Source organism: Pseudomonas edaphica (genome assembly GCF_965277385.1).
Taxonomy (GTDB): domain Bacteria; phylum Pseudomonadota; class Gammaproteobacteria; order Pseudomonadales; family Pseudomonadaceae; genus Aquipseudomonas; species Aquipseudomonas edaphica.
The window spans coordinates 3,278,804-3,298,744 of the sequence record NZ_OZ255725.1; the positions used below are offsets into that span (position 1 = coordinate 3,278,804).

The 19,941-nt window shown below is 61.4% G+C and carries 20 protein-coding genes; 11 read left to right on the forward strand and 9 right to left on the reverse strand.

Features of this window, described 5'->3' with window-relative positions:
* The first annotated feature begins 419 nt into the window (after positions 1 to 419).
* The 8 genes from hflK (ACQY47_RS14755) to cfaB all read left to right on the forward strand — a co-directional run bounded on the left by hflK (ACQY47_RS14755) (position 420) and on the right by cfaB (position 9,599).
* A complete protein-coding gene (hflK, locus tag ACQY47_RS14755) occupies positions 420 to 2,345 on the forward strand; it encodes a protease modulator HflK (protein WP_138450388.1) in 1,926 nt (641 codons plus the stop codon).
* 9 nt (positions 2,346 to 2,354) lie between these two features.
* Positions 2,355 to 3,350: a protease modulator HflC gene (gene hflC, locus ACQY47_RS14760; RefSeq protein WP_171045810.1), complete on the forward strand. Its 996-nt coding sequence runs from the start codon at positions 2,355 to 2,357 to the stop codon at positions 3,348 to 3,350.
* A complete protein-coding gene (hflK, locus tag ACQY47_RS14765) occupies positions 3,347 to 4,381 on the forward strand; it encodes a protease modulator HflK (RefSeq protein ID WP_017135099.1) in 1,035 nt (344 codons plus the stop codon). The genes hflC and hflK (ACQY47_RS14765) overlap by 4 nt, the downstream gene beginning before the upstream one ends.
* Positions 4,378 to 6,264: a cation-translocating P-type ATPase gene (locus ACQY47_RS14770; RefSeq protein ID WP_058421072.1), complete on the forward strand. Its 1,887-nt coding sequence runs from the start codon at positions 4,378 to 4,380 to the stop codon at positions 6,262 to 6,264. Before hflK (ACQY47_RS14765) ends, ACQY47_RS14770 begins: the two co-directional genes overlap by 4 nt.
* Before the next feature lie 117 nt (positions 6,265 to 6,381).
* Positions 6,382 to 6,636: a BufA2 family periplasmic bufferin-type metallophore gene (locus ACQY47_RS14775; RefSeq protein WP_017135097.1), complete on the forward strand. Its 255-nt coding sequence runs from the start codon at positions 6,382 to 6,384 to the stop codon at positions 6,634 to 6,636.
* Positions 6,637 to 6,702: 66 nt separating this feature from the next.
* Positions 6,703 to 7,548 (forward strand): DUF692 domain-containing protein, encoded by an 846-nt coding sequence (locus ACQY47_RS14780; RefSeq protein ID WP_428549855.1) that lies wholly within the window; start codon positions 6,703 to 6,705, stop codon positions 7,546 to 7,548.
* The gene (locus ACQY47_RS14785; RefSeq protein ID WP_428549858.1) at positions 7,539 to 8,327 is read left to right on the forward strand and encodes a putative DNA-binding domain-containing protein; all 789 of its coding nucleotides are present in this window, start codon (positions 7,539 to 7,541) and stop codon (positions 8,325 to 8,327) included. Before ACQY47_RS14780 ends, ACQY47_RS14785 begins: the two co-directional genes overlap by 10 nt.
* Positions 8,328 to 8,414: 87 nt before the next feature.
* Positions 8,415 to 9,599, forward strand: a complete 1,185-nt coding sequence (gene cfaB / locus ACQY47_RS14790; protein ID WP_017135094.1) for a C17 cyclopropane fatty acid synthase CfaB — start codon at positions 8,415 to 8,417, stop codon at positions 9,597 to 9,599.
* Positions 9,600 to 9,730: 131 nt separating this feature from the next.
* Here cfaB and cls read toward each other — a convergent pair whose 3' ends face one another.
* Positions 9,731 to 11,170 (reverse strand): cardiolipin synthase, encoded by a 1,440-nt coding sequence (cls, locus tag ACQY47_RS14795; RefSeq protein WP_428549861.1) that lies wholly within the window; start codon positions 11,168 to 11,170, stop codon positions 9,731 to 9,733.
* A gap of 130 nt (positions 11,171 to 11,300) precedes the next feature.
* On the opposite strand from cls, the gene ACQY47_RS14800 reads away from it, so the two are divergent.
* Positions 11,301 to 11,822, forward strand: a complete 522-nt coding sequence (locus ACQY47_RS14800) for a DUF3617 domain-containing protein (protein ID WP_017135754.1) — start codon at positions 11,301 to 11,303, stop codon at positions 11,820 to 11,822.
* Between the two features lie 231 nt (positions 11,823 to 12,053).
* Here the strand turns inward: ACQY47_RS14800 and ACQY47_RS14805 are convergent, their stop codons facing one another.
* From ACQY47_RS14805 to folE2, 7 genes are read right to left on the reverse strand one after another with little or no spacing between them, the layout of a single operon-like run.
* The gene (locus ACQY47_RS14805) at positions 12,054 to 13,391 is read right to left on the reverse strand and encodes a dihydroorotase (protein ID WP_428549865.1); all 1,338 of its coding nucleotides are present in this window, start codon (positions 13,389 to 13,391) and stop codon (positions 12,054 to 12,056) included.
* A gap of 3 nt (positions 13,392 to 13,394) precedes the next feature.
* Complete coding sequence (locus ACQY47_RS14810; RefSeq protein ID WP_170036634.1) at positions 13,395 to 13,955, reverse strand: DapH/DapD/GlmU-related protein; 561 nt, start codon at positions 13,953 to 13,955, stop codon at positions 13,395 to 13,397.
* The gene (gene hisI, locus ACQY47_RS14815; protein WP_170036636.1) at positions 13,952 to 14,365 is read right to left on the reverse strand and encodes a phosphoribosyl-AMP cyclohydrolase; all 414 of its coding nucleotides are present in this window, start codon (positions 14,363 to 14,365) and stop codon (positions 13,952 to 13,954) included. Before hisI ends, ACQY47_RS14810 begins: the two co-directional genes overlap by 4 nt.
* Entirely contained in the window at positions 14,362 to 15,240 is an 879-nt protein-coding gene (locus tag ACQY47_RS14820; protein WP_065932043.1) for a metal ABC transporter substrate-binding protein, read from the reverse strand. The genes hisI and ACQY47_RS14820 overlap by 4 nt, the downstream gene beginning before the upstream one ends.
* An 11-nt stretch (positions 15,241 to 15,251) precedes the next feature.
* The gene (locus ACQY47_RS14825; RefSeq protein ID WP_186617229.1) at positions 15,252 to 16,118 is read right to left on the reverse strand and encodes a metal ABC transporter permease; all 867 of its coding nucleotides are present in this window, start codon (positions 16,116 to 16,118) and stop codon (positions 15,252 to 15,254) included.
* On the reverse strand, positions 16,118 to 16,786 hold the full coding sequence (locus ACQY47_RS14830; protein ID WP_428549870.1) for a metal ABC transporter ATP-binding protein: 669 nt from the start codon (positions 16,784 to 16,786) through the stop codon (positions 16,118 to 16,120). The genes ACQY47_RS14825 and ACQY47_RS14830 overlap by 1 nt, the downstream gene beginning before the upstream one ends.
* Positions 16,783 to 17,679 (reverse strand): GTP cyclohydrolase FolE2, encoded by an 897-nt coding sequence (gene folE2, locus ACQY47_RS14835; protein WP_428549873.1) that lies wholly within the window; start codon positions 17,677 to 17,679, stop codon positions 16,783 to 16,785. Before folE2 ends, ACQY47_RS14830 begins: the two co-directional genes overlap by 4 nt.
* A gap of 128 nt (positions 17,680 to 17,807) precedes the next feature.
* On the opposite strand from folE2, the gene ACQY47_RS14840 reads away from it, so the two are divergent.
* Positions 17,808 to 19,019 carry an N-acetylmuramoyl-L-alanine amidase gene (locus tag ACQY47_RS14840; RefSeq protein ID WP_099550222.1) on the forward strand — a complete coding sequence of 404 codons (1,212 nt, stop codon included), beginning with the start codon at positions 17,808 to 17,810 and terminating at the stop codon, positions 19,017 to 19,019.
* Here ACQY47_RS14840 and ACQY47_RS14845 read toward each other — a convergent pair.
* Entirely contained in the window at positions 19,016 to 19,384 is a 369-nt protein-coding gene (locus ACQY47_RS14845) for a glutamine synthetase (protein ID WP_428549876.1), read from the reverse strand. The genes ACQY47_RS14840 and ACQY47_RS14845 overlap by 4 nt on opposite strands.
* A gap of 126 nt (positions 19,385 to 19,510) precedes the next feature.
* Here ACQY47_RS14845 and dksA point away from each other — a divergent pair, with 126 nt between their 5' ends.
* The gene (dksA, locus tag ACQY47_RS14850; RefSeq protein ID WP_169987863.1) at positions 19,511 to 19,915 is read left to right on the forward strand and encodes an RNA polymerase-binding protein DksA; all 405 of its coding nucleotides are present in this window, start codon (positions 19,511 to 19,513) and stop codon (positions 19,913 to 19,915) included.
* Positions 19,916 to 19,941: the final 26 nt, after the last annotated feature.

Sequence of the window (19,941 nt, forward strand, 5' to 3'; positions counted from 1 at the left end):
ACCACAGAATAAATGTGGGAGCTGGCTTGCCTGCGATGGGCATAGGTATCTACACAGCCGGTTGACACGAAATCTGTGGCAGGTGAGCCGTTGTGGCGAGCAGGCTTGTCCTGCGTTGGGCTGCGAAGCGGCCCCAAACCCAGACACTGAGTACTTTCAGGAAAATTGCAGTGCCTTCACTGGGGCTGCTTCGCAGCCCAACGCAGGACAAGCCTGCTCGCCACAGGAGAAAGTGGCGGCCTTCAAAAGTTGTGTAGATATCTATGCTGCGATGGCGGTGTATCAGGCCAACCATCAAAAACTGGCAGACCGCTATCTCGGGCAAGCCCGCTCCCATAGGGGATTTGCGCTGTTTTCGGACAAAAATTTCACGCTGCGTGTTATATCGTAACCAATTGTGTGTAGCGGACGTTAAGTGGATGCAAGTGGATCTGGAAGCTGACGGCGCTTCGGTTGAAGGCCTTCCGCGTTTTCAACAAGGGTTGTTCCATGCCCGCCGATTGCGCCAGGCGGGCATCAGCCTGACGGCCCTGGCCTTGGCCGGTTGGGTGCTGGCGCTGTTCGTGGCACTGTTTGCGCCGCTGTCGATCTGGCCGGTGGTGCTGATCAATTGCGCGTCGGCCTTGCTGGTGCTGGTGGCCGGGTTGCAGTCGGCGTGGTGGGTGGCGGATTGGCGCGCCCAGGCGCTGGAAACGCCCACGGCTGAACTGATCGAAGCTCCCGACGAAGAGGTTGGCGCGCTTGCACGGGCGATCAATCGGTTTGGCAGCGGTGTGCTGGCACAGATTGGCGCGCCAGTGGTGTGGCTGTGCGGCTGGTCGTTGCTGGCGCTGATCAGCATCATTGAGTTCTGGAACCTGGCCTTGCCCGCTGCCGCGGTGGGGCAATCGGCGAGCATCGGCGCGGCGGTGGCCCTGGCGTTGGCCTTTGGCTTGCTGGTGTTCGAGCGCCGCTTGGCCCAGGAAACCGCCGCGCAATGGCCGGAAGCGTCACAGCTGGCGCAGTTGAGCCGCGTGGCGATTATCAGCCTGGTGGTCAGTGCGATCTGCCTGCTGTTTGCCGGTGCCGAATCCGTGTGGCCGCTGCGTCTGGCTGTGTTGACGGGGCTGTTGCCCGCGCTGGTGGCGCTGGAGTTTCTGCTAAGGGGCGTGCTGTCACTGTTCAGCCCGCGCCAGCCGCGCCTCGAACCGCGCTTGATGGCGCAAAGCTTTATCGCGGGCCTGCTGCGTTGGCCACCCCAACCTTTGCTGGCGTTGCAGCACGAATTGCACAACCGCTTTGGCATCGATCTGCGTCAGATCTGGGCGTTTACCTACATGCGTCGGGCGTTTTTGCCGGTGCTGCTGGTGGTGCTGGCGGTAGGCTGGGCGCTGACCGGCGTGCACGAAGTGCCCCTGCAAGGCCGTGGAATTTATGAGCGCTTCGGCAAACCCGTGCAGGTTTTCGGGCCTGGCTTGCATGCCGGGTTGCCTTGGCCATTGGGGCGCGTGCTGAGCGTGGAAAACGGCGTGGTGCATGAACTGGCGACCAGCGTCAGCGAGGCCGCCGCACCGGAGTTGGCCTCGGCGGAAGGCCCGGCGCCGCTCATCGCCAATCGTTTGTGGGACGCCAGCCATGTGAATGACAAGTCCCAAGTGATCGCCAGCAGCAGCGGCGACAAGCAGAGCTTCCAGATCGTCAATATGGATGTGCGTTTCGTCTACCGCATCGGCCTGACGGACAAGGCCGCGCTGGCCGCCACCTATAACAGCGCGGATATACCGACGCTGATTCGCAGCACCGCCAGCCGCATCCTTGTGCATGACTTTGCTTCGCGTACCCTCGACGAATTGCTCGGTGAGCAACGCACCAGCCTCGCCGATGAAGTGGGTCGCGCCGTGCAGGCAGACCTGCAAAAGCTCGACAGCGGCGTGGAGATTTTGGCCACGGTCGTAGAAGCGATTCACCCACCGGCCGGTGCCGCCAACGCTTATCACGGTGTGCAGGCGGCACAAATTGGCGCCCAGGCGCTGATCTCCCGCGAACGCGGGGCTGCCAGCGAGCAAACCAACCAGGCGTTGTTGCAAGCCAGCACTGCTCGCGATCAGGCGGTGGCCACTGCCCGTGAAGTAAACGCGGGCGCCCAGGCGGCCGACCTGCGTTTTACCGCCGAACAAAAAGCCTACGCCACTGCGGGTCGTGCCTTTGTGCTGGAACAGTACCTGGGCCAACTCAGCCAAGGCCTGGCCCACGCCAAGCTGCTTATTCTGGATCACCGCCTGGGCGCCGATGGCGCGCCGACGATCGATCTGCGTTCTTTTACTTTGCCGGCCGACCCGATGGCGCCGCGTAAAGCCGTTCAATAAGGAGTCTGTCTGTTGAGCGCTCATTCTCACGATCACGGTCATCACCATCATCATGGCCACCACCATCACCATCATGGCGACGAACAGGCTGCTGGCCCATTTCCATGGCGGCGCATGGCCTGGGCGGTATTGCTGGTGTTGTTTGCCGTTGCGGCGGCGAGCCTGGTGCAGGTGCGTTCCGGTGAAGCCACGGTGATTACCCGCTTCGGCAACCCGTCGCGGGTACTGCTGGAGCCGGGCCTGGGCTGGCGCTGGCCGGCGCCGTTCGAAGCGGCGATCCCGGTGGACTTGCGCCTGCGCACCACCTCCAGCGGTTTGCAGGATGTGGGCACCCGCGATGGCCTGCGCATCATCGTGCAGGCCTACGTGGCGTGGCAGGTGCAGGGCGATGCCGACAATGTGCAGCGCTTTATGCGTGCGGTGCAGAACCAGCCGGATGAAGCGGCGCGGCAGATTCGCACCTTCGTCGGCTCGGCGCTGGAAACCACCGCTGCCAGCTTCGACCTGTCCAGCCTGATCAACACCGACGCCAGCCAGGTGCGCATTGCTGATTTTGAAGCACAGCTGCGCCAACAGATTGATCAACAATTGCTCACCACCTATGGCGTACGCGTGGCGCAAGTGGGCGTCGAGCGCCTGACGTTGCCTTCCGTCACCCTGACCGCCACCGTCGACCGCATGCGCGCCGAGCGCGAAACCATCGCCACTGAACGCACCGCCGTGGGCAAGCGGGAAGCGGCGCAGATTCGCTCCGCTGCCGAGCGGGATGCGCGCATCGTGCAAGCCGATGCCACGGTGAAAGCCGCCGATATCGAAGCCCAGTCGCGGGTTGAGGCGGCGCAGATTTACGGGCGTGCCTACGCCGGCAACCCGCAGCTGTACAACCTGCTGCGCTCGCTCGATACCTTGGGTACCGTGGTCACGCCGGGCACCAAGATCATCCTGCGCACCGATGCTGCACCGTTCCGTGCACTGGTAGACGGGCCTAAGGACGTTCAGCCATGACCGAGCGTGACGGCCCGGACAGCCCGTGGATCCAGGCCGGGCGTCTGACCTTCCTGGCGTTGTACGCGGTGACGGTATTGGCGGCGTTGGCCTGGGCGTTTTCGAATGTGCGCCAGATCGACCCGCAGAACCGCGCCGTGGTGTTGCACTTCGGCGCGCTTGACCGCATCCAGAACGCCGGGCTTTTGCTTGCGTGGCCGCAGCCCTTCGAGCAAGTGGTGCTGTTGCCGGCGGCGGACCGTGTGATCGAGCGGCGAGTGGAGAACTTGTTGCGCTCCGAGGCGGCGATCCAGGCCGACCGCGTGGCCAGTTTTGCCACGCCCTTGAGTGACGCGCTGGCTGGCTCCGGTTATTTGCTGACGGGCGATGCCGGCGTGGTGCAGTTGGATGTGCGGGTGTTTTATAAGGTCACCGAGCCTTACGCGTTTGTGTTGCAGGGCGAGCATGTGCTGCCGGCCCTGGATCGGCTGGTGACGCGCAGCGCGGTGGCCCTGACCGCCGCGCGCGACCTGGACACGATTCTGGTGGCGCGCCCTGAACTGATCGGTACCGACAACGGCGCCGCCGAGCGCCGTGAGCGCCTGCGCGGTGATCTGGTGCAAGGCATCAATAAACGCCTGGCGGAGCTGGCTTCGACGGGGTTGGGCTTGGGCATCGAAGTCACCCGCGTCGACGTGCAATCAAGTCTGCCAGGCCCGGCCGTCAATGCTTTTAACGCCGTGCTGACGGCCAGCCAGCAGGCCGACAAAGCCGTGGCCAATGCGCGCACCGAAGCGGAAAAACTCACCCAGACCGCCAACCAGGAAGCCGATCGGCTGGTGCAGGTTGCCCACGCCCAGGCCAGCGAACGCTTGGCCAACGCCCAGGCGCAAACCGCGACCGTCGCCAGCCTGGCTCAAGTCAAAGACCCTGGCTTGTTGCTGCGTCTTTATCGCGAGCGCTTGCCGAAGATTCTGGGCCAGGCAGGTTCTGTGACCACCGTCGACCCTAAAGACGACTCCCGCTTGATCATTCAGGGAGCCGAGCAATGAGCGCACCCATGTTGACCTCCGCCGAGCAGCGCAGCGCTGCCCGGCAATTGACCCTGGCCATGCTGGCTCTGGGTTTACTTGTGCTCGGCCTGGTCTGGCGCTGGCTCGCGCCGGACCAGACGGGCGTCAGCCAATTACTGCTCGGCGTCGCGTCCTTGCTGGTGGCCGTGCCGGTGATGCGCTCGGCCTGGTACAGCCTGCGTTACCCAAGCCTGCATGGCATCACTGACCAATTGATCGCCCTGGCGATGCTCGGTGCCTGGGCCACCGGTGATCTGCTGACCGCCGCGTTGTTGCCGATCATCATGATCTTCGGCCATGTGCTGGAAGAGCGCAGCGTGATCGGCTCTCAGGAAGCGATTCACGCCCTGGGCAAACTGACCCGCAGCCATGCGCGGTTGGTGCAGGCCGATGGCAGCATTATTGAAGTGGATAACGGCACGCTGAACACCGGCGACATTGTCGAAGTGCGCGCCGGTGATCGCGTGCCCGCCGACGGCGTGGTGCTGTCGGGCCAGGCGAGCCTGGACACGGCGCCTATCACCGGTGAGTCGGTGCCGCTGGAAGCGAGCGTCGGTGTGCAGGTGTTTGGCGGGGCGATCAATCTGGATGGGTTGCTGCGCTTGCAAGTGACCCGCACCGGCGATGAATCGACCTTGGGCAAGGTCATCGCCCTGATGCAAAACGCTGAACGCTCCAAGCCACCGATCACGCGGCTGCTGGAGCGTTACGCCGGCAGCTATATGGTGCTGGTATTGCTGCTGGCGGCGGTGACCTGGTTTGTCACCAATGACGCTCAGGCAATGTTGGCGGTGTTGGTGGCGGCATGCCCGTGTGCCCTGGTGTTGTCGGCGCCGGCCACAGCGATTGCCGGGATTGCGGTGGCGGCGCGCCATGGGATTTTGATTCGCAGCTCGGCGTTTCTGGAGGAGTTGGCGGACCTGACCTCGTTGGTGGTCGACAAGACCGGCACGCTGACCTTCGGCACGCTGCGTTTGCAGTCCATTGAAACCACAGCGCCGGATCGGCAAGTGTTGTTGAATCTTGCCGCCAGCCTGGGTTCGGCCAGCAGTCACCCGGTCAGCCGTGCGCTGGCCGGTTTGGCCACGCAAGAGCAAATGCTGGTGCTGACGGATATTCACGAACGCCAGGGGCTTGGCGTCGTGGCGCAAACCGGGCAGGGCGAGGCGGCGCTGGGGCGACCGGAGTTGTTCGAGCAGTTGGGTATTGTCACGACGACAGTCCCGAACCATGACGGCCCGATTGCCGGGCTGGCCTTGAACGGGCAGTTCCTGGCCTGGCTGTTGCTGGCGGACAGCGTCAAGCCGGAAGCACGCCAGGCGCTGCAAGAGCTGCGCGACCTCGGTTTGGGCCGTCAACTATTGCTGACCGGCGACCGTCAAAGTGTCGCCGACAGCCTGGCGCTCGACGTAGGCATCAGCGACGTCGAAGCGCAGGCCTTGCCGGAAGATAAGCTCAACCGCGTGCTGGGGGAAATTGGCAGCGGTTTCCGGCCGATGGTCGTCGGTGATGGCATTAACGATTCCCTGGCGCTCAAGGCGGGTGTGGTCGGTGTCGCCATGGGCGCCGGCGGGGCGGACATCGCCCTGGCATCGGCGGACGTGGTGTTGATCGGCAGCGATCTGCGTCGCCTCGGCACCTGTGTGCGCTTGAGCCGCCAGTGCCGACATACGTTGCAGGTCAACGTGATCATCGGCCTGGGCTGGACGCTGGCCATCGTGGTGTTTGCTGCTTTTGGCTGGCTGGGCGCAGCAGGCGCAATGATCGCGGCGGTGTTGCATAACCTCAGCACCCTGCTGGTATTGGGTAATGCCGGGCGTTTGCTACGCTTCCAGGAGCCGCTTTTGAAGCTGGATGAATAATTTTCAGAAATATTTGCACACAGCTGTAACGCCAGTGATGGACCTCACTCTAGTGGTATGTCGAGACTGAACAATCCGTTCAGACCGATTCCACTACCGATCATGAGGAATACAAAAATGAACTTTAAATCCGCTGCTGCTGGTGCCGCCCTCGCAATGGCCGCCGCTACCATGTTTGCTGGTGTTGTCACTCAGGCTCAAGCCGCTGACACCGCTGTGCACTGCTACGGCATCAACGCTTGCAAAGGCCAGAACGATTGCAAAACCAAGGACCACGCTTGCAAAGGTCAAGGTTCGTGCAAAGGTCAGGGCTTCAAGGCTATGGCCAGTGCAGACGCTTGCACCAAGGCTGGTGGCAAAGTCGGCGAATAACCGGCAACGGGTGCAACCGCAGCGGACGCCCCCCGCCGCTGCGGGCACTTTGCCCAGGAGTGTGTGATGTCCGCTTCCCTTACAAGTCTGGGTTACGGCCTGGGTTTACGCAGTGAGTACTACCAGCAGATCCTTGAACAGTCGCCGGCCGTGGATTGGTTCGAAGTGATCTCTGAGAATTATCTGGTCCAGGGTGGTAAAGCCTTGTACTACCTGGACGCGATAGCCGAGCGTTATCCCCTGGTGATGCACGGTGTGTCCCTGTCCATCGGTGGGCCGCATGCCCTCGATGGCGATTACCTGAAACAAATCAAACAACTTGCCGAGCGCATTCAGCCCGCGTGGATCTCCGATCACCTGTGCTGGAGCCGCGGCAGTGCCCATCAGTTGCACGATTTGCTGCCGCTGCCTTACACCGAAGAAAGCCTTTACCACGTGGCTGCCCGCGTGCGCCAAGTGCAGGATGTGTTGCAGCGCCCATTGGTACTGGAAAACGTCTCCAGCTATGTGCGCTCCAAGGCCGATGAGTTTACCGAGTGGGAATTCCTCAATGCTTTGGCCCATCTGACCGGGTGCCAGCTGCTGCTGGACGTGAACAACGTGTATGTCAGCTCGCGCAACCACGGGTTTGATGCCTGGACCTTTATCCGTAGTTTGCCGCCCGAGAGTATCCGCCAGCTGCATTTGGCCGGGCATATGGACTACGGCGACTATGTGGTCGATACCCATGACCATCCGGTGTGCGACCCGGTTTGGGCGCTTTATCAGCAGACACTTGAGCGCTTGGGGCCGGTCTCGACCTTGCTGGAGCGCGATGACCATTTCCCGCCGTTCGAAGAACTGCTCACTGAGTTGAGCAAGGCCCGTGAATTGGGCGCGACCGCCTTGGCCCGGAGATCGTTATGCGCCTGACCGATTGGCAGCTGGCCTTTGAGCAACACCTGTTATCTGAAAACTCAGTCGCCAACAGTGGTTTCGCCGCTACCTTGCTGGGCGGGCCGACCCTGGATGTGGACACGGGCCTGGCGATTTATCACAACGCCTACCTGTCGCGCTTGCAGGAAGTACTGCGCCATGACTTCGGTGCCATTTGGTATTGGCTCGGCGATGATGAGTTCGCATTACTGACAGAAGCCTATTTGCGCCGATATCCCTCCGCCCATTACAGCCTGCGTTGGTTGGGTGAGCGGTTCCCGGCGTTTATCGTCGAGCACCTGGTGGCAGAGCAGAGCGCGCCGCTGGCTGAGCTGGCGCGGTTGGAATGGGCGTTTACCCTGGCGTTTGATGCCCCGCAGGGTGAGCCGCTGGCCCTTGCTGATATGGCGCAATTGGCGCCTGAAGACTGGCCTGGGTTGCAGGTGAACCTGGCACCTTCGGTGCAGCAGATGCTGTGTCACTTCAATACCGTAGCCATTTGGCGGGCGAGCAAGGATGAGTCGGACTTTCCCGACAGCCACGCGTTGGAGCTGGCGCAGATTTGCCTGGTATGGCGCCACCAGAACGTATGCCATTACCGCAGCCTGGAGCCAGCTGAAGCCTGTGCCTTGGCGGGAATGGTGACCACCGGCTGGAATTTTTCAGAACTGTGCGAAGCGCTGGTAGTCACTTATGCAGAGGGTGCGCCACTGCAGGCGGTGACCTGGCTGAAACAGTGGATTCAGGACGGTTTGCTCGAGCGCCGAGCCCCATAGAAGAAGGCTATTAAATCGATAGCCTCCTACTTTGTCTTCTGATGGTCTACCCTCACTCCAGACGTCTGAAACAAGGGGGGACTACTCATGCTCGCGCAACTTCCACCGGCCTTACAGAATCTTCAGCTACCGCTGCGTCTTCGACTCTGGGACGGCCATGAATTCAACTTGGGCCCCGAGCCCAGTGTGACCATCGTGGTGAAGGACCCCACGGTCGTGTCCAAGCTGACTCATCCAACGCTCGATGCTTTGGGCGAAGCCTTCGTCGAGGGCAAGTTGGAACTGGAAGGCTCCATCTCCGAGGTTATCCGGGTATGTGACGAGTTGAGTCACGCCCTGATCGACGACGACGAGGGGAGTCATCCGGTGCGCTCGATCCACGACAAGGCTACAGACGCAGCGGCTATTTCCTACCATTACGACCTGTCCAACGAGTTCTACCAGCTATGGCTGGACCAGGACATGGCGTATTCCTGCGGGTATTTCGAAACCGGCAGCGAATCCATCGACCAGGCCCAACAAGATAAATTTCGCCATCTGTGCCGCAAGTTGCGGCTGCAGCCGGGTGAGTATTTGCTCGATGTAGGCTGTGGCTGGGGCGGCCTGGCGCGGTTTGCGGCGCGCGAGTTCGGAGTCAAAGTGTTTGGCATTACCTTGAGCAAGGAGCAGCTGGCGCTGGCTCGGGAACGGGTTAAGGCTGAAGGGCTGGAAGATCAGGTCGACCTGCAACTGCTCGACTATCGCGACCTGCCGCAAGACGGTCGCTTCGACAAAGTAGTGAGCGTGGGCATGTTCGAGCACGTCGGCCACGCCAACCTGGCGGAGTATTGCAAGACGCTGTTTGGCGCGGTACGTGAAGGTGGCCTCGTGATGAACCACGGCATCACCGCCAAGCACACCGACGGTCGACCTGTGGGGCGTGGCGCCGGGGAGTTTATCGAGCGTTACGTATTCCCCAACGGCGAGCTGCCGCACCTGGCGATGATGACCGCCGAAATCAGCGAAGTCGGGCTGGAGGTGGTCGACGTCGAAAGCCTGCGCCTGCACTACGCGCGCACCCTGGACCACTGGAGCGAGCGCCTGGAAGACAACCTCGAAGCGGCGGCGAAGATGGTGCCGGAGCAGGCACTGCGGATCTGGCGGCTGTACCTGGCCGGTTGCGCGTATGCGTTTGCGCGGGGCTGGATTAATTTGCACCAGATATTGGCAGTGAAGCCTCACGCCGATGGCAGCCATGAATTGCCGTGGACGCGGGAAGATATTTACCGCTGATTCAGACGCACTGAAGATCTAAAACTGTGGGAGCTGGCTTGCCTGCGATGGCGGTGTATCAGGACTGGCTAGTTGCCTGACACACCGCCATCGCAGGCAAGCCAGCTCCCACAGTTGTATGGTGTTGTTGCTTAGAGGATGGGTGAAATAAGCCGCGCCACCCGCATGCCCAGCTGTTGCAGGCGCCGAGTCTCGCGGCTTTCTTCCTGGCTGACTTCATGGGCAAGGGCGAAGTCGTCCAGCAGCATCTGCTCCACTTCGCTGGCAAACGCCTCGTCCACCGTCAGCAACATCACTTCAAAATTCAGCCGGAACGAACGGTTGTCCATGTTCGCACTGCCGATGGCGCTGATTTCGCTGTCCACCAACACGACCTTCTGATGCAAAAAGCCTGGCTTGTAGCGGAACACCCGCACGCCTGCGCGTACCGCTTCGATCGCATAAAGGCTGGACGCGGCGTAGACGATGCGATGGTCGGGGCGCGATGGCAGTAACAGGCGCACGTCGACTCCGCGCAGCACGGCCAGGCGCAAGGCCGAGAACACGGCTTCATCGGGGATGAAATACGGGCTGGTGATCCACACGCGCTCGGTGGCCGCATGAATGGCTTCGACAAAAAACAGCGAACACGTTTCATACGGATCAGCCGGGCCGCTGGCGAGTAATTGGCAGAGCACGCCGTCTTCGGGGTAAGTGTCCGGCAAAATCAGCGGTGGCAATTCGCGCGCCGCCCAGAACCAGTCTTCGGCAAACGACTCCTGCAGGCACGCCACCACTGGGCCGGTGACCTGCACATGGGTGTCGCGCCACGGTGCCAGCGGCGGCTTTTTGCCCAGGTATTCATCGCCGACGTTGTGCCCGCCGACAAAGCCGGTAATGCCGTCCACCACCACGATTTTGCGATGGTTGCGAAAGTTGACCTGGAAACGGTTAAGCCAGCCGCTGCGGGTGGCGAACGCCTTGACCTTTACCCCGGCGTCGCGCAGCGATTGCACATAACGGTGGGGCAGGGCGTGGCTGCCGATGCGGTCGTAGAGCACGTGAATGTCTACACCTTCGGCAGCTTTTTCCTTCAGCAGCGCATGCAACTGCCTGCCAAGCTCGTCGTCATGAATGATGAAAAACTGGAACAGCACCGCAGTTTTGGCATTGCGAATGGCCTCGAAAATCGCGCTGAAAGTGGCTTCACCATTGATCAGCAAACGCACTTCATTATTGGCCAGGCACGGCATGCGTCCCAGTTTGGGCATGGCGCGCAAGGAACCGTAGGCGCTGGAGTTGCGCGCGGCCAGGGCTTCATCGACCCAGGGGCGCCAGTTCAGCTCGGTGATGGCGGTGTGCATTTCCTGGTTGGCCTGCCGACGTGCCTGGATGTACGCGTCGAAGGTGCTGCGGCCGAAGATCAGGTATGGGATCAGCGTCAGGTAAGGCATGAACATCAGCGACAAGGCCCAGGCGATCGAGCCTTGGGCGGTCCTGACCGTCAGTACCGCGTGGATCGCGGCCAGCGTCCCGAGAAAGTGCAGCGTGGCAATGAAGTAGGCGAGCAGGTGCGGGCCAAAAAAATCCATGAACGACATCACTCCAGGCAATCGAGTGCCTAACAGACCATGTTCCACGGCGAATGTCGCTATTTTATTTGCCGTGCAACACTGGCGGCTTTGCGGCGTCTAACGCCCACAATTACCCAGGAGTTACCCGATGAATGCTCGTCTGCTTGGTTTGGCCATGGTTGTTGGATTGACGCTGCCCGTGGCGGCTCAGGCGCAGATGCTGGCGCCGGGCTTGTGGGAATTGACCACCAGCAATATGAAAGTCGATAACCAGGATTTGCCGGACCTGTCGCTGATCCTCGGTCAGCTCAAGCAACAGATGACCCCGGAGCAGCGTGCGATGCTGGAAAAACAGGGCATCACCATGGCCGGTAAAGGCGTGCAGGTATGCCTGACGCCTGCCCAGGTCGCCTCGGATTCGATCCCGCTGACCGACCCGCAATCGGGCTGCAAACAGGAAGTGACCGACAAGACCGGCAACCAATGGAAATTCCGTTTCAGTTGCCCGAAAGCCCAGGGCACTGGCGTTGCAACCTTCCAAAGCCAACAGGAATTCACTACCAAGGTAAACGGTACTTTCAATGCCACCGGCGTCCAGCAGAAGGGCAGTCTGGACACCCACGCCCAGTGGCTGGGCAACGATTGCGGTACGGTAAAACCCCGCGCTTAAGCTGTGGGAGTTGGCTTGATCGCAGCACAGGTGCACAACTATTGAAGGTTGCCACCTTCTCTGTGGCGAGGGAGCTCGCTCCCGCTGGGCCGCGAAGAGGCCCCTGCTCTTTGCTTTAAAAGCATGGGACTGCTGCGCAGTCCAACGGGAGCAAGCTCCCTCGCCACAGGTTACTTTTTACCCTTCAGCCTTCTTGACTGAATGGTATTAGGGCAGGCCCGCTGGCGTCGGTCAGCGCAGAAAATGCAGGGGCAAGCCCTGGCAGCTGTCGACCACCTGGCCGTTGTGCCACGCCAGGTGGCCAGACACCAGCGTGGTGCTCACGCTGTGGCGAAAGCTGCGTTCGGCGAAGGGTGTCCAGCCACAGCGGGCGAGGATCGGCTGGCTGCTCACCGGTTTGCCTTCGGGCTCGGGTTTGATCAGCACCAGGTCGGCCCAATAGCCTTCACGCAAGTAACCACGGTCCGGGATGGCGAATAAATCGGCCACCCGGTGACTGGTTTTTGCCACCAGCGTGGCCAGAGGCAAATGCCCGTCGATGACCAATTCCAATAACGCCGGCAACGCGTGCTGCACCAGCGGCAACCCGGACGGCGCTTCACGATAGCCCAACTGTTTTTGCGCCCAGGTATGCGGCGCATGGTCAGTGCCAATCACATCCAGACGATCACTCAACAAGGCCAGGCGCAACGCGTCGCGGTCGGCGCGGGTCTTGATCGCCGGGTTGCATTTGATCTGGTGGCCGAGGCGATGGTAGTCGCGGTCATCGAACAGCAGGTGGTGCAGGCAGACTTCGGCAGTGATGCGCTTTTCGGCCAAGGGTTTGTCTTCGAACAATGCCAGTTCGCGGGCACTGGTCAGGTGCAGCACATGCAGGCGCGTGCTATGGCGCTTGGCCAATTCCACGGCAAGGGACGACGAGCGATAACAGGCTTCGGCATCGCGGATCAGCGGGTGGGCGACCGCTGGAATCTGCTCGCCGAAACGCTCGCGCAGGCGTTGCTCATTGGCCAGGATGCTCGGTGTGTGTTCGCAGTGGGCGAGCAGGATGGTCGGCACTTGCGCAAACAGCCGCTCCAGAATCCGTGGGTCGTCCACCAGCATATTGCCGGTGGAGGCGCCCATGAACACTTTGACCCCGGCCACTTCACGTGGGTCGAGGGCGGCGACGACGTCGAGGTTGTCGTTGCTCACGCCAAAGTGAAAGCCGTAGTTGGCGACTGAATGCAGCGCAGCGCGACGCTTTTTATCGGCCAGTGCTTCCAGATTCAGCGTGGCCGGGTTGGTGTTGGGCATATCCATGAAGCTGGTGATGCCACCGGCCACTGCCGCGCGGGATTCGCTGTAGAAACTGCCTTTGTCCGGCGCGCCAGGTTCGCGAAAGTGCACTTGGTCATCGATCATGCCCGGCAGCAGCCATTGGCCTTGGGCGTCGATTTCCACTGGCTCGTTGTAGCCTTCAAGGCTGCCGGCGATCTTTTCGATGCGGCCGTTGGCGACCAGCACATCGGCGTCGAATTCCTGGCCTTCATTGACGAGGCGGGCGTTGCGGATCAGCAGGCGGCTCATGGCTCAGAACTCGTTTTGCAGGGCTTTGTAACCACGCACAAGGTCGACGTTGGTACGCGCGACGTCTTCGGAAAACTCCGAGGCGCTGACACTCACCGGCGGGAATTGCGACAGGTCGGTATTGGGGCCGATGCGGGTGGTGGAGGGCACGTAGAAGGCGGCGGGCAAGTCGCGGCCGTCGACCACCGAGTTGTGGCGCACCACGCAGCCGTCGCCGACGGCGCAGTTGAACAGCACGCTGTTAAAACCGATGAAAACGCGGTCGCCGACGGTGCAGGGGCCGTGGACGATGGAGCGATGCGCAATAGACGTAAACTCGCCAATCGTCACCGCCGCGCCGGACTTGGAGTGGATCACCACACCGTCCTGAATGTTGGAGTTGGCGCCGATGGTGATCGGGTCCATTTTGCCGGTGGCGTCGACTTCGTCGGCGCGGATCACGGCGTAGGGGCCGACGAACACGTTCTCGCCAATGATGACCTTGCCGCAGATGATCGCGGTCTTGTCGACGTAGGCCGACTCGGCAATCACCGGCAGATCGCCGGAAGGGTTCTTGCGGATCATGCAACAGGCTCCGTGATGATGTGGACGTGGTTGCCATCGATGGCGTTGTAGAAGCAAGTCGGCCGCCCGGTGTGGCAGGCCGGGCCTTGTTGGTCGACGATCAACAGCACGGCATCGCCATCACAATCCAGGCGTGCCTCAATCAACTGTTGCCAATGGCCAGAGCTTTCGCCTTTGCGCCACAGTTGCTGGCGCGAGCGTGACCAGTAGCAGACGTGCCCGCTGGCCAGGGTTTCGCTGAGGGCCTGGCGATTCATCCAGGCCAGCATCAGCACCTCGCCGCTGCCGTGTTGCTGGGCGATGGCTGCAATCAGGCCATCGCTGTTCCACGGCAGGGCATCGAGCACGGGTTCGAGTGGAAAGCGGCTGCCAAGGGCAGCCTCTTCCAGGTCGAGCATGCTCAGTGTCATGGCTTGCTCAGGGCGGCGCACAAGGTGTTGAGGTTGTACTCGAACAGCCCGGTAAAAGTGCTGGCCGGGCCTTCGGCGGCGAGGGCGTCGGAGTACAGCGTGCCACCGATCTGCGCGCCGCTTTCGTCAGCGATCTGCTTGAGCAGGCGCGAGTCCTTGATGTTTTCCATGAACACGGCTTTGACCTTGTCCTTGCGGATCTGGGTGATCAGCGCAGCGACTTCGGCAGCCGAAGGTTCGCGTTCGGTCGACAGCCCTTGCGGTGCCAGGAACTGGATACCGTAGGCCTGGCCCAGGTAACCAAAGGCATCATGGGAGGTGACGATGCGACGGTTACCGGCTGGCAGCGCGCCGAACTTAGTCTTGGCTTCGGCCAGCAAACGGTAGATTTCTTTCAGGTAGGTCTGGCTGTTACGCAGATAGTCAGCCTTGTTGGCCGGGTCGGCCGCCACCAGTGCCTTGGTGATGTTGTTCACATAGATTTCGGCGTTGGCCAGGTTGTGCCAGGCGTGCGGGTCCGGGATGGTTTCGCCGTCTTCTTCCATGGTGTGGGAGATCACGCCCTTGCTGGCGGTGACCACCGTGGCTTTGGTTTCGGTGCTGGTGACCAGGCGGTCCAACCAGGGCTCGAAGCCCAGGCCGTTTTTGATGATGACCTTGGCCTTGAGCAGCGCCTTGGCATCGTCCGGCGTCGGCTCATAGGTGTGGGCGTCGGAGTCCGGGCCGACCATGTTGCTGATCTGGATGTGGTCGCCACCGATCTGGTGGGTGATGTCATCGAGAATACTGAAGCTGGTGACCACTTGGAGTTTGTCGGCGGCCTGGGCCATCGACAAGGGCAGCAGAAGACTGAACAGCACGAGTAAAGCGCGCATCGGGAAACACCTCATTGGGATGTAAGAGAGGGCGGGCGGCGCAGCAAGCCGTGCACCGGGCCGAAAACCACGGACAGCAGATACCCGCCGCCAGCCACCAGCACGATGGCCGGGCCGCTGGGCAGTGAGTAGTAGAACGACAGCAGCAAACCAAACCACACCGACAGGCATCCCAGCACCGCCGATACCGCAATCAACACCGGCAAGCGCCGGCTCCAGAAGCGTGAAGCAATCGCCGGCAACATCATCAACCCCACCACCATCAACGCGCCGATGGCCTGGAAGCCGATCACCAGGTTCAGCACCACCAGGGTCAGGAATAACCCGTGGGCGAGTGGGCCGAGGCGGCTGACGGTTTGCAGGAACAGCGGGTCAAGGGTGTCCAGCAGCAGCGGTTTGTAGATCAGCCCCATGGCGATCAGGCTGAAACCAGAGACCCAGAGCATGCCGGTGAGGGTGGTTTCATCCACCGCCAGGGCGGAGCCGAATAGCAGGTGCAAGAGGTCCAGGCGCTTGCCGGCGATGCCCAGGATCAGCACACCCGCGGCGAGCGAGATGGGGTAGATGGCCGCGAGGCTGGCGTCTTCGCGCAGGCCGGTGCGGCGGGTGATCCACGCCGACAATCCGGCCATGCTCAGCCCGGCGCCGAGGCCGCCGATGGTCAGTGCAGGCAGGCTGATGCCGGCGAACCAGAAGCCGAGTGCGGCGCCGGGCAGGATGCCGTGGGCAACGGCGTCACCGATCAGGCTCATGCGCCGCAGAATCAAAAACACGCCCAGCGGCGCGGTGCTGCACGCAAGCACCAGCCCGCCGATGAGGGCGCGGCGCATGAACACGAAATCTTGAAACGGCATCCACAAGTGGGCGGCGAAGTGCATCAGGCCACCTGCATGTGAGGTTGCGGGCGGATCAGTTCTTTACTGGGGCCGAACACGCAGCCAGAGCTTTTGATTTGCACTACTTGCTGAGTGTGGTGGCGCACGGAGGCAAGGTCATGACAAACGATCACCACCGTGCGGCCTTCATCGTGCCAGGCGTGCACATGGTTCCAGCACAGCGCCTGGCCTTCTTCGTCGAGGGCGGCGTGGGGCTCGTCGAGCAGCAATACTGGCGCTTCAGCCAGGCTCATGCGTGCCAGCAGCGCGCGCTGCAGTTCGCCGCCAGACAACGCCATCAACGGTCGATGCTCCAGGCCGCTGAGGCACCAGTCTTCCAGCACGGCTTGCAGACGCTGGCTGCGTTGTTCCGGGCTGAGTTTGGTACCCCAGAAACCGGCCGCGACCAACTCTTGCAGGCTGATCGGAAACTGCCGGTCCAGGTGTTGCTGCTGTGGCAGGAACGATAAGCCGCCACGACGTGGAACATCCACGCTGACGTTGCCCGCCAACGGCTTTTGCAGCCCAGCGATGACTTTGAGCAGGCTGCTCTTGCCCGTGCCGTTGGCGCCAACGATGCCGGTGAGGCTGCCTTTTTCCAGGCGCAGATCCAGCGCAGGAGTGAGTGGTTGCCCGGGGGCGCCCCAGCGCAAAGCGTTGCAGGTGATCATGCAGAGTCTCTCGTCCAGCGGCTTTCAGCCACGGCATCGTGCGCGTGCAGGCTTTCGGCGTGGATCACTTTCAGGTGGAAGGCTTTGACAGCATCCGAGCGTTTCAAGGCGAGGTTCAGGCGGCGGGCGGCGTCTTCGCAGAACATCAGGTTCTGCCCATTGGCCAAGGCGAAGGCTTGTTCGTCCGCCCGTTTTACAGCGGTTTGCACGGCGGTGCCGAGGGCGGCTTCGACGGTGTAGATCAGGTCTGTGAGCGGCAGCGTGTTCTGGCTGGCGTCCAGTTGGATCGACAGTTGGGCGCTGCTGCGCTGGCTGTGAGGCGTGGCCACGATGCCGTTGGCGCTGCCGAGCCAGGTCAATACGTCCTCGTGCTGCAGCGGCGTATTGCTGAAGTCCTGGAGAAATTGCTGCTGAATCAACTGCCTGGCGAGCGCAGCTGAGCAAGGGCAGGTGGAGGAATAAGTAACGTCAATTTTTAGTTCCACGTGGAACATCTGGTTTTCCAGACGTGCTTCGATGCACACCGGGTAGCCTTTCCAGCCGGCCAGCGGGCTGACCAGCGCCGGGCGTTTGAGCAACAAATCCGTGTGAATGCGCAAGTAGGCGTTCTTAGATAATCCTTCATGACTCTCTAGAAAGCGCTGCAGTACATTACGCAGAAGTGCAGGTGTAAGAAGCTGCTGGTCGAGCATTTCCAAAGCCAGGTACAGGCGCGACATATGAATGCCACGGGCCTCGCCATCGTCCAGGCTTACGCCAGCATCGGCGGTGGCAGCCAGGCGTTGGCCGTCGATGAGGATTGGCAGGGCGATGCCGCACATGCCCACCCAGTCGAGTGGCAAGGCTTGCCGTGAAGCCTGCGCGGCGATATCCGGCAGAGTCAGCGCATTCATGAGCAGGTCCATCGTTGGCAATAAAAAGACATGTTATATTATAACGATTAAGTCGACGATGATTTTTCTGCTCCAGTCTTTCTTCAGTCATGTCGAGCAGGGACGCTCCTTTATTTGCGGTGTTTTTCATGCACAGACGTCAGCTTCTCAATCTGCTGCTGGTCAGCCCTCTGTTCACCTTTCCATTGGGGGCGTTCGCCACACAGATTCGTAATGCGCGCTTGTGGCGCTCCGACGACAAACTGCGGCTGGTGTTCGACCTCAGCGGCCCGGTGCAATACAAGACCTTCTCACTGACGTCGCCGGAGCGCGTGATCATCGACCTGAGCGGCGCCGGGCTCAGTGGTGATTTTTCGCAGTTGGCGCTGAAGGACAGTGGGATTACTTCGATTCGTTCGGGGCATTTCGGCAAGAGCGATACGCGCATCGTGCTGGACCTGGCCTCGCCGATGCAGCTCAACAGCTTTTTATTGCCGCCACAGGATGGTCAAGGCCATCGCCTGGTACTCGACCTGACCAACGCCACCCACGCGCCGCGCCAGATTGCTGCGCAGCCGGCGCCGCTGGTGGCTCCAGTAGATAAAGCGCACCCCAAGCGCGACATCATCGTGGTGGTCGACCCTGGCCACGGCGGCAAAGACCCTGGCGCCATCGGCTCCAAGGGCCAGCGCGAAAAGGATGTGGTGCTGTCCATCGCCCAACTGCTGGCCAAACGCTTGAAGCGCGAGAAGGGCTTTGACGTGAAGCTGGTGCGCAACGACGACTTCTTCGTGCCGCTGCGCAAGCGCGTGGACATCGCCCGTCAGCACAAGGCCGATATGTTTATCTCGGTGCATGCCGACGCCGCGCCGCGCCTCACCGCCTCCGGGGCTTCGGTGTATGCGTTGTCCGAAGGCGGTGCCACCTCCGCCACCGCGCGCTTCATGGCGCAGCGCGAAAACGGCGCCGACCTGTTGGGCGCCACGACATTGCTCAACCTCAAGGACAAGGATCCGATGCTCGCCGGGGTAATTCTCGATATGTCGATGAACGCCACCATCGCCTCCAGCCTGCAACTGGGCAGCTCGGTGTTGGGCAGCCTGCAAAGCATCACCACGTTGCACCAGAAGCGCGTGGAGCAAGCCGGGTTTGCGGTGCTCAAATCACCTGACGTGCCGTCGATCCTGGTGGAAACCGGGTTTATCTCCAACACTCGGGACGCCCAGCGGCTGGTGACGGCGCGTCATCAACAAGCCGTGGCGGATGGCCTGTTCGACGGCCTGAAAAAATACTTCGAGAAGAACCCGCCGATGAACAGCTACATGGCTTGGGTTCAGGAACAGAAGAGCGGCCAGGTCTAACAGCCGGCTATACGGCTGCACGTGAACTTGGCGCTGGCGCCACCCGAACTGGAAAACCGGTTGATGGTGGTCCAGCCCACGCGGCGCGTGTAGCCGACCCACGCCTCACCATCGGACGCCAACCCGGTAAAGAACGTCAGCTGCCCATAGCGTCTACTGGTTTGTGCCCAATAGCGTTTGCCGATCACCTCAAAACCGCGCAAATACGTAGTGCTGCCAACCGTCGCCACGCTGTAGGCATTGCCCAGCGGGTCTACGCAGGCCAGCAAATTAGCGCTGCGCGTGCAGCTCGCCAACGGGCTCGGCGTTTGCGCGCAGGCAGATCCTGCCACGCCCAATAACAGGGCATACACCAGGTATTTCATAGTGCCTCTCGGGCAAGAAAGTGTTCCAGCATTGCGCCCTTCGTCGTGGCGAGCAAGCGGGGATTGGCTTATTTGTGTTGTTATACTATAACATTAAAAAACAGCCTGACCCGTGAACCGCTTCCCATGACTGAACAAGAGCTCCTGGCCCAACTGCCCGCCGATTACATGAATGACGCTCAGCAAGGCTTCTTCCGAGCGCTGCTGCTGACGCAGCGCTACGAACTGCAGGCGCGTATCGAGGCTGAATTTCTGGTGCTGCGCGAGCAGGAAACCAACAGCGACCTGGCCGATATCGGCAGCGCCGAAGAGCAGCGCCAGTGGCAGCTGCGCCTGCTGGAGCGTGAAAAAAAGCTCTTGGACAAGATCGACGATGCCCTCGAACTGCTGGCCCGCGGCGAATACGGCTGGTGTCGCGAAACCGGCGAGCCCATCGGCCTGCAACGCCTGCTGCTGCGCCCCACTGCCACCCTGTCTATCGAAGCCAAAGAACGTGAAGAGCTGCGCGAACGCCATAAACGGGCGATTTGACCGGCCAACCCTGATGAGGATTACCT

What these genes read in the sequence shown, in the direction of transcription:
- hflK (WP_138450388.1), top strand. Translation starts at nt 420, where the DNA reads ATGCAAGTGGATCTGGAAGCTGACGGCGCTTCGGTTGAAGGCCTTCCG.
- hflK (WP_017135099.1), top strand. Translation starts at nt 3,347, where the DNA reads ATGACCGAGCGTGACGGCCCGGACAGCCCGTGGATCCAGGCCGGGCGT.
- ACQY47_RS14770 (WP_058421072.1), top strand. Translation starts at nt 4,378, where the DNA reads ATGAGCGCACCCATGTTGACCTCCGCCGAGCAGCGCAGCGCTGCCCGG.
- ACQY47_RS14775 (WP_017135097.1), top strand. Translation starts at nt 6,382, where the DNA reads ATGAACTTTAAATCCGCTGCTGCTGGTGCCGCCCTCGCAATGGCCGCC.
- ACQY47_RS14780 (WP_428549855.1), top strand. Translation starts at nt 6,703, where the DNA reads ATGTCCGCTTCCCTTACAAGTCTGGGTTACGGCCTGGGTTTACGCAGT.
- ACQY47_RS14785 (WP_428549858.1), top strand. Translation starts at nt 7,539, where the DNA reads ATGCGCCTGACCGATTGGCAGCTGGCCTTTGAGCAACACCTGTTATCT.
- cfaB (WP_017135094.1), top strand. Translation starts at nt 8,415, where the DNA reads ATGCTCGCGCAACTTCCACCGGCCTTACAGAATCTTCAGCTACCGCTG.
- cls (WP_428549861.1), bottom strand. Translation starts at nt 11,170, where the DNA reads ATGGATTTTTTTGGCCCGCACCTGCTCGCCTACTTCATTGCCACGCTG.
- ACQY47_RS14800 (WP_017135754.1), top strand. Translation starts at nt 11,301, where the DNA reads ATGAATGCTCGTCTGCTTGGTTTGGCCATGGTTGTTGGATTGACGCTG.
- ACQY47_RS14805 (WP_428549865.1), bottom strand. Translation starts at nt 13,391, where the DNA reads ATGAGCCGCCTGCTGATCCGCAACGCCCGCCTCGTCAATGAAGGCCAG.
- ACQY47_RS14810 (WP_170036634.1), bottom strand. Translation starts at nt 13,955, where the DNA reads ATGATCCGCAAGAACCCTTCCGGCGATCTGCCGGTGATTGCCGAGTCG.
- hisI (WP_170036636.1), bottom strand. Translation starts at nt 14,365, where the DNA reads ATGACACTGAGCATGCTCGACCTGGAAGAGGCTGCCCTTGGCAGCCGC.
- ACQY47_RS14820 (WP_065932043.1), bottom strand. Translation starts at nt 15,240, where the DNA reads ATGCGCGCTTTACTCGTGCTGTTCAGTCTTCTGCTGCCCTTGTCGATG.
- ACQY47_RS14825 (WP_186617229.1), bottom strand. Translation starts at nt 16,118, where the DNA reads ATGCACTTCGCCGCCCACTTGTGGATGCCGTTTCAAGATTTCGTGTTC.
- ACQY47_RS14830 (WP_428549870.1), bottom strand. Translation starts at nt 16,786, where the DNA reads ATGATCACCTGCAACGCTTTGCGCTGGGGCGCCCCCGGGCAACCACTC.
- folE2 (WP_428549873.1), bottom strand. Translation starts at nt 17,679, where the DNA reads ATGAATGCGCTGACTCTGCCGGATATCGCCGCGCAGGCTTCACGGCAA.
- ACQY47_RS14840 (WP_099550222.1), top strand. Translation starts at nt 17,808, where the DNA reads ATGCACAGACGTCAGCTTCTCAATCTGCTGCTGGTCAGCCCTCTGTTC.
- ACQY47_RS14845 (WP_428549876.1), bottom strand. Translation starts at nt 19,384, where the DNA reads ATGAAATACCTGGTGTATGCCCTGTTATTGGGCGTGGCAGGATCTGCC.
- dksA (WP_169987863.1), top strand. Translation starts at nt 19,511, where the DNA reads ATGACTGAACAAGAGCTCCTGGCCCAACTGCCCGCCGATTACATGAAT.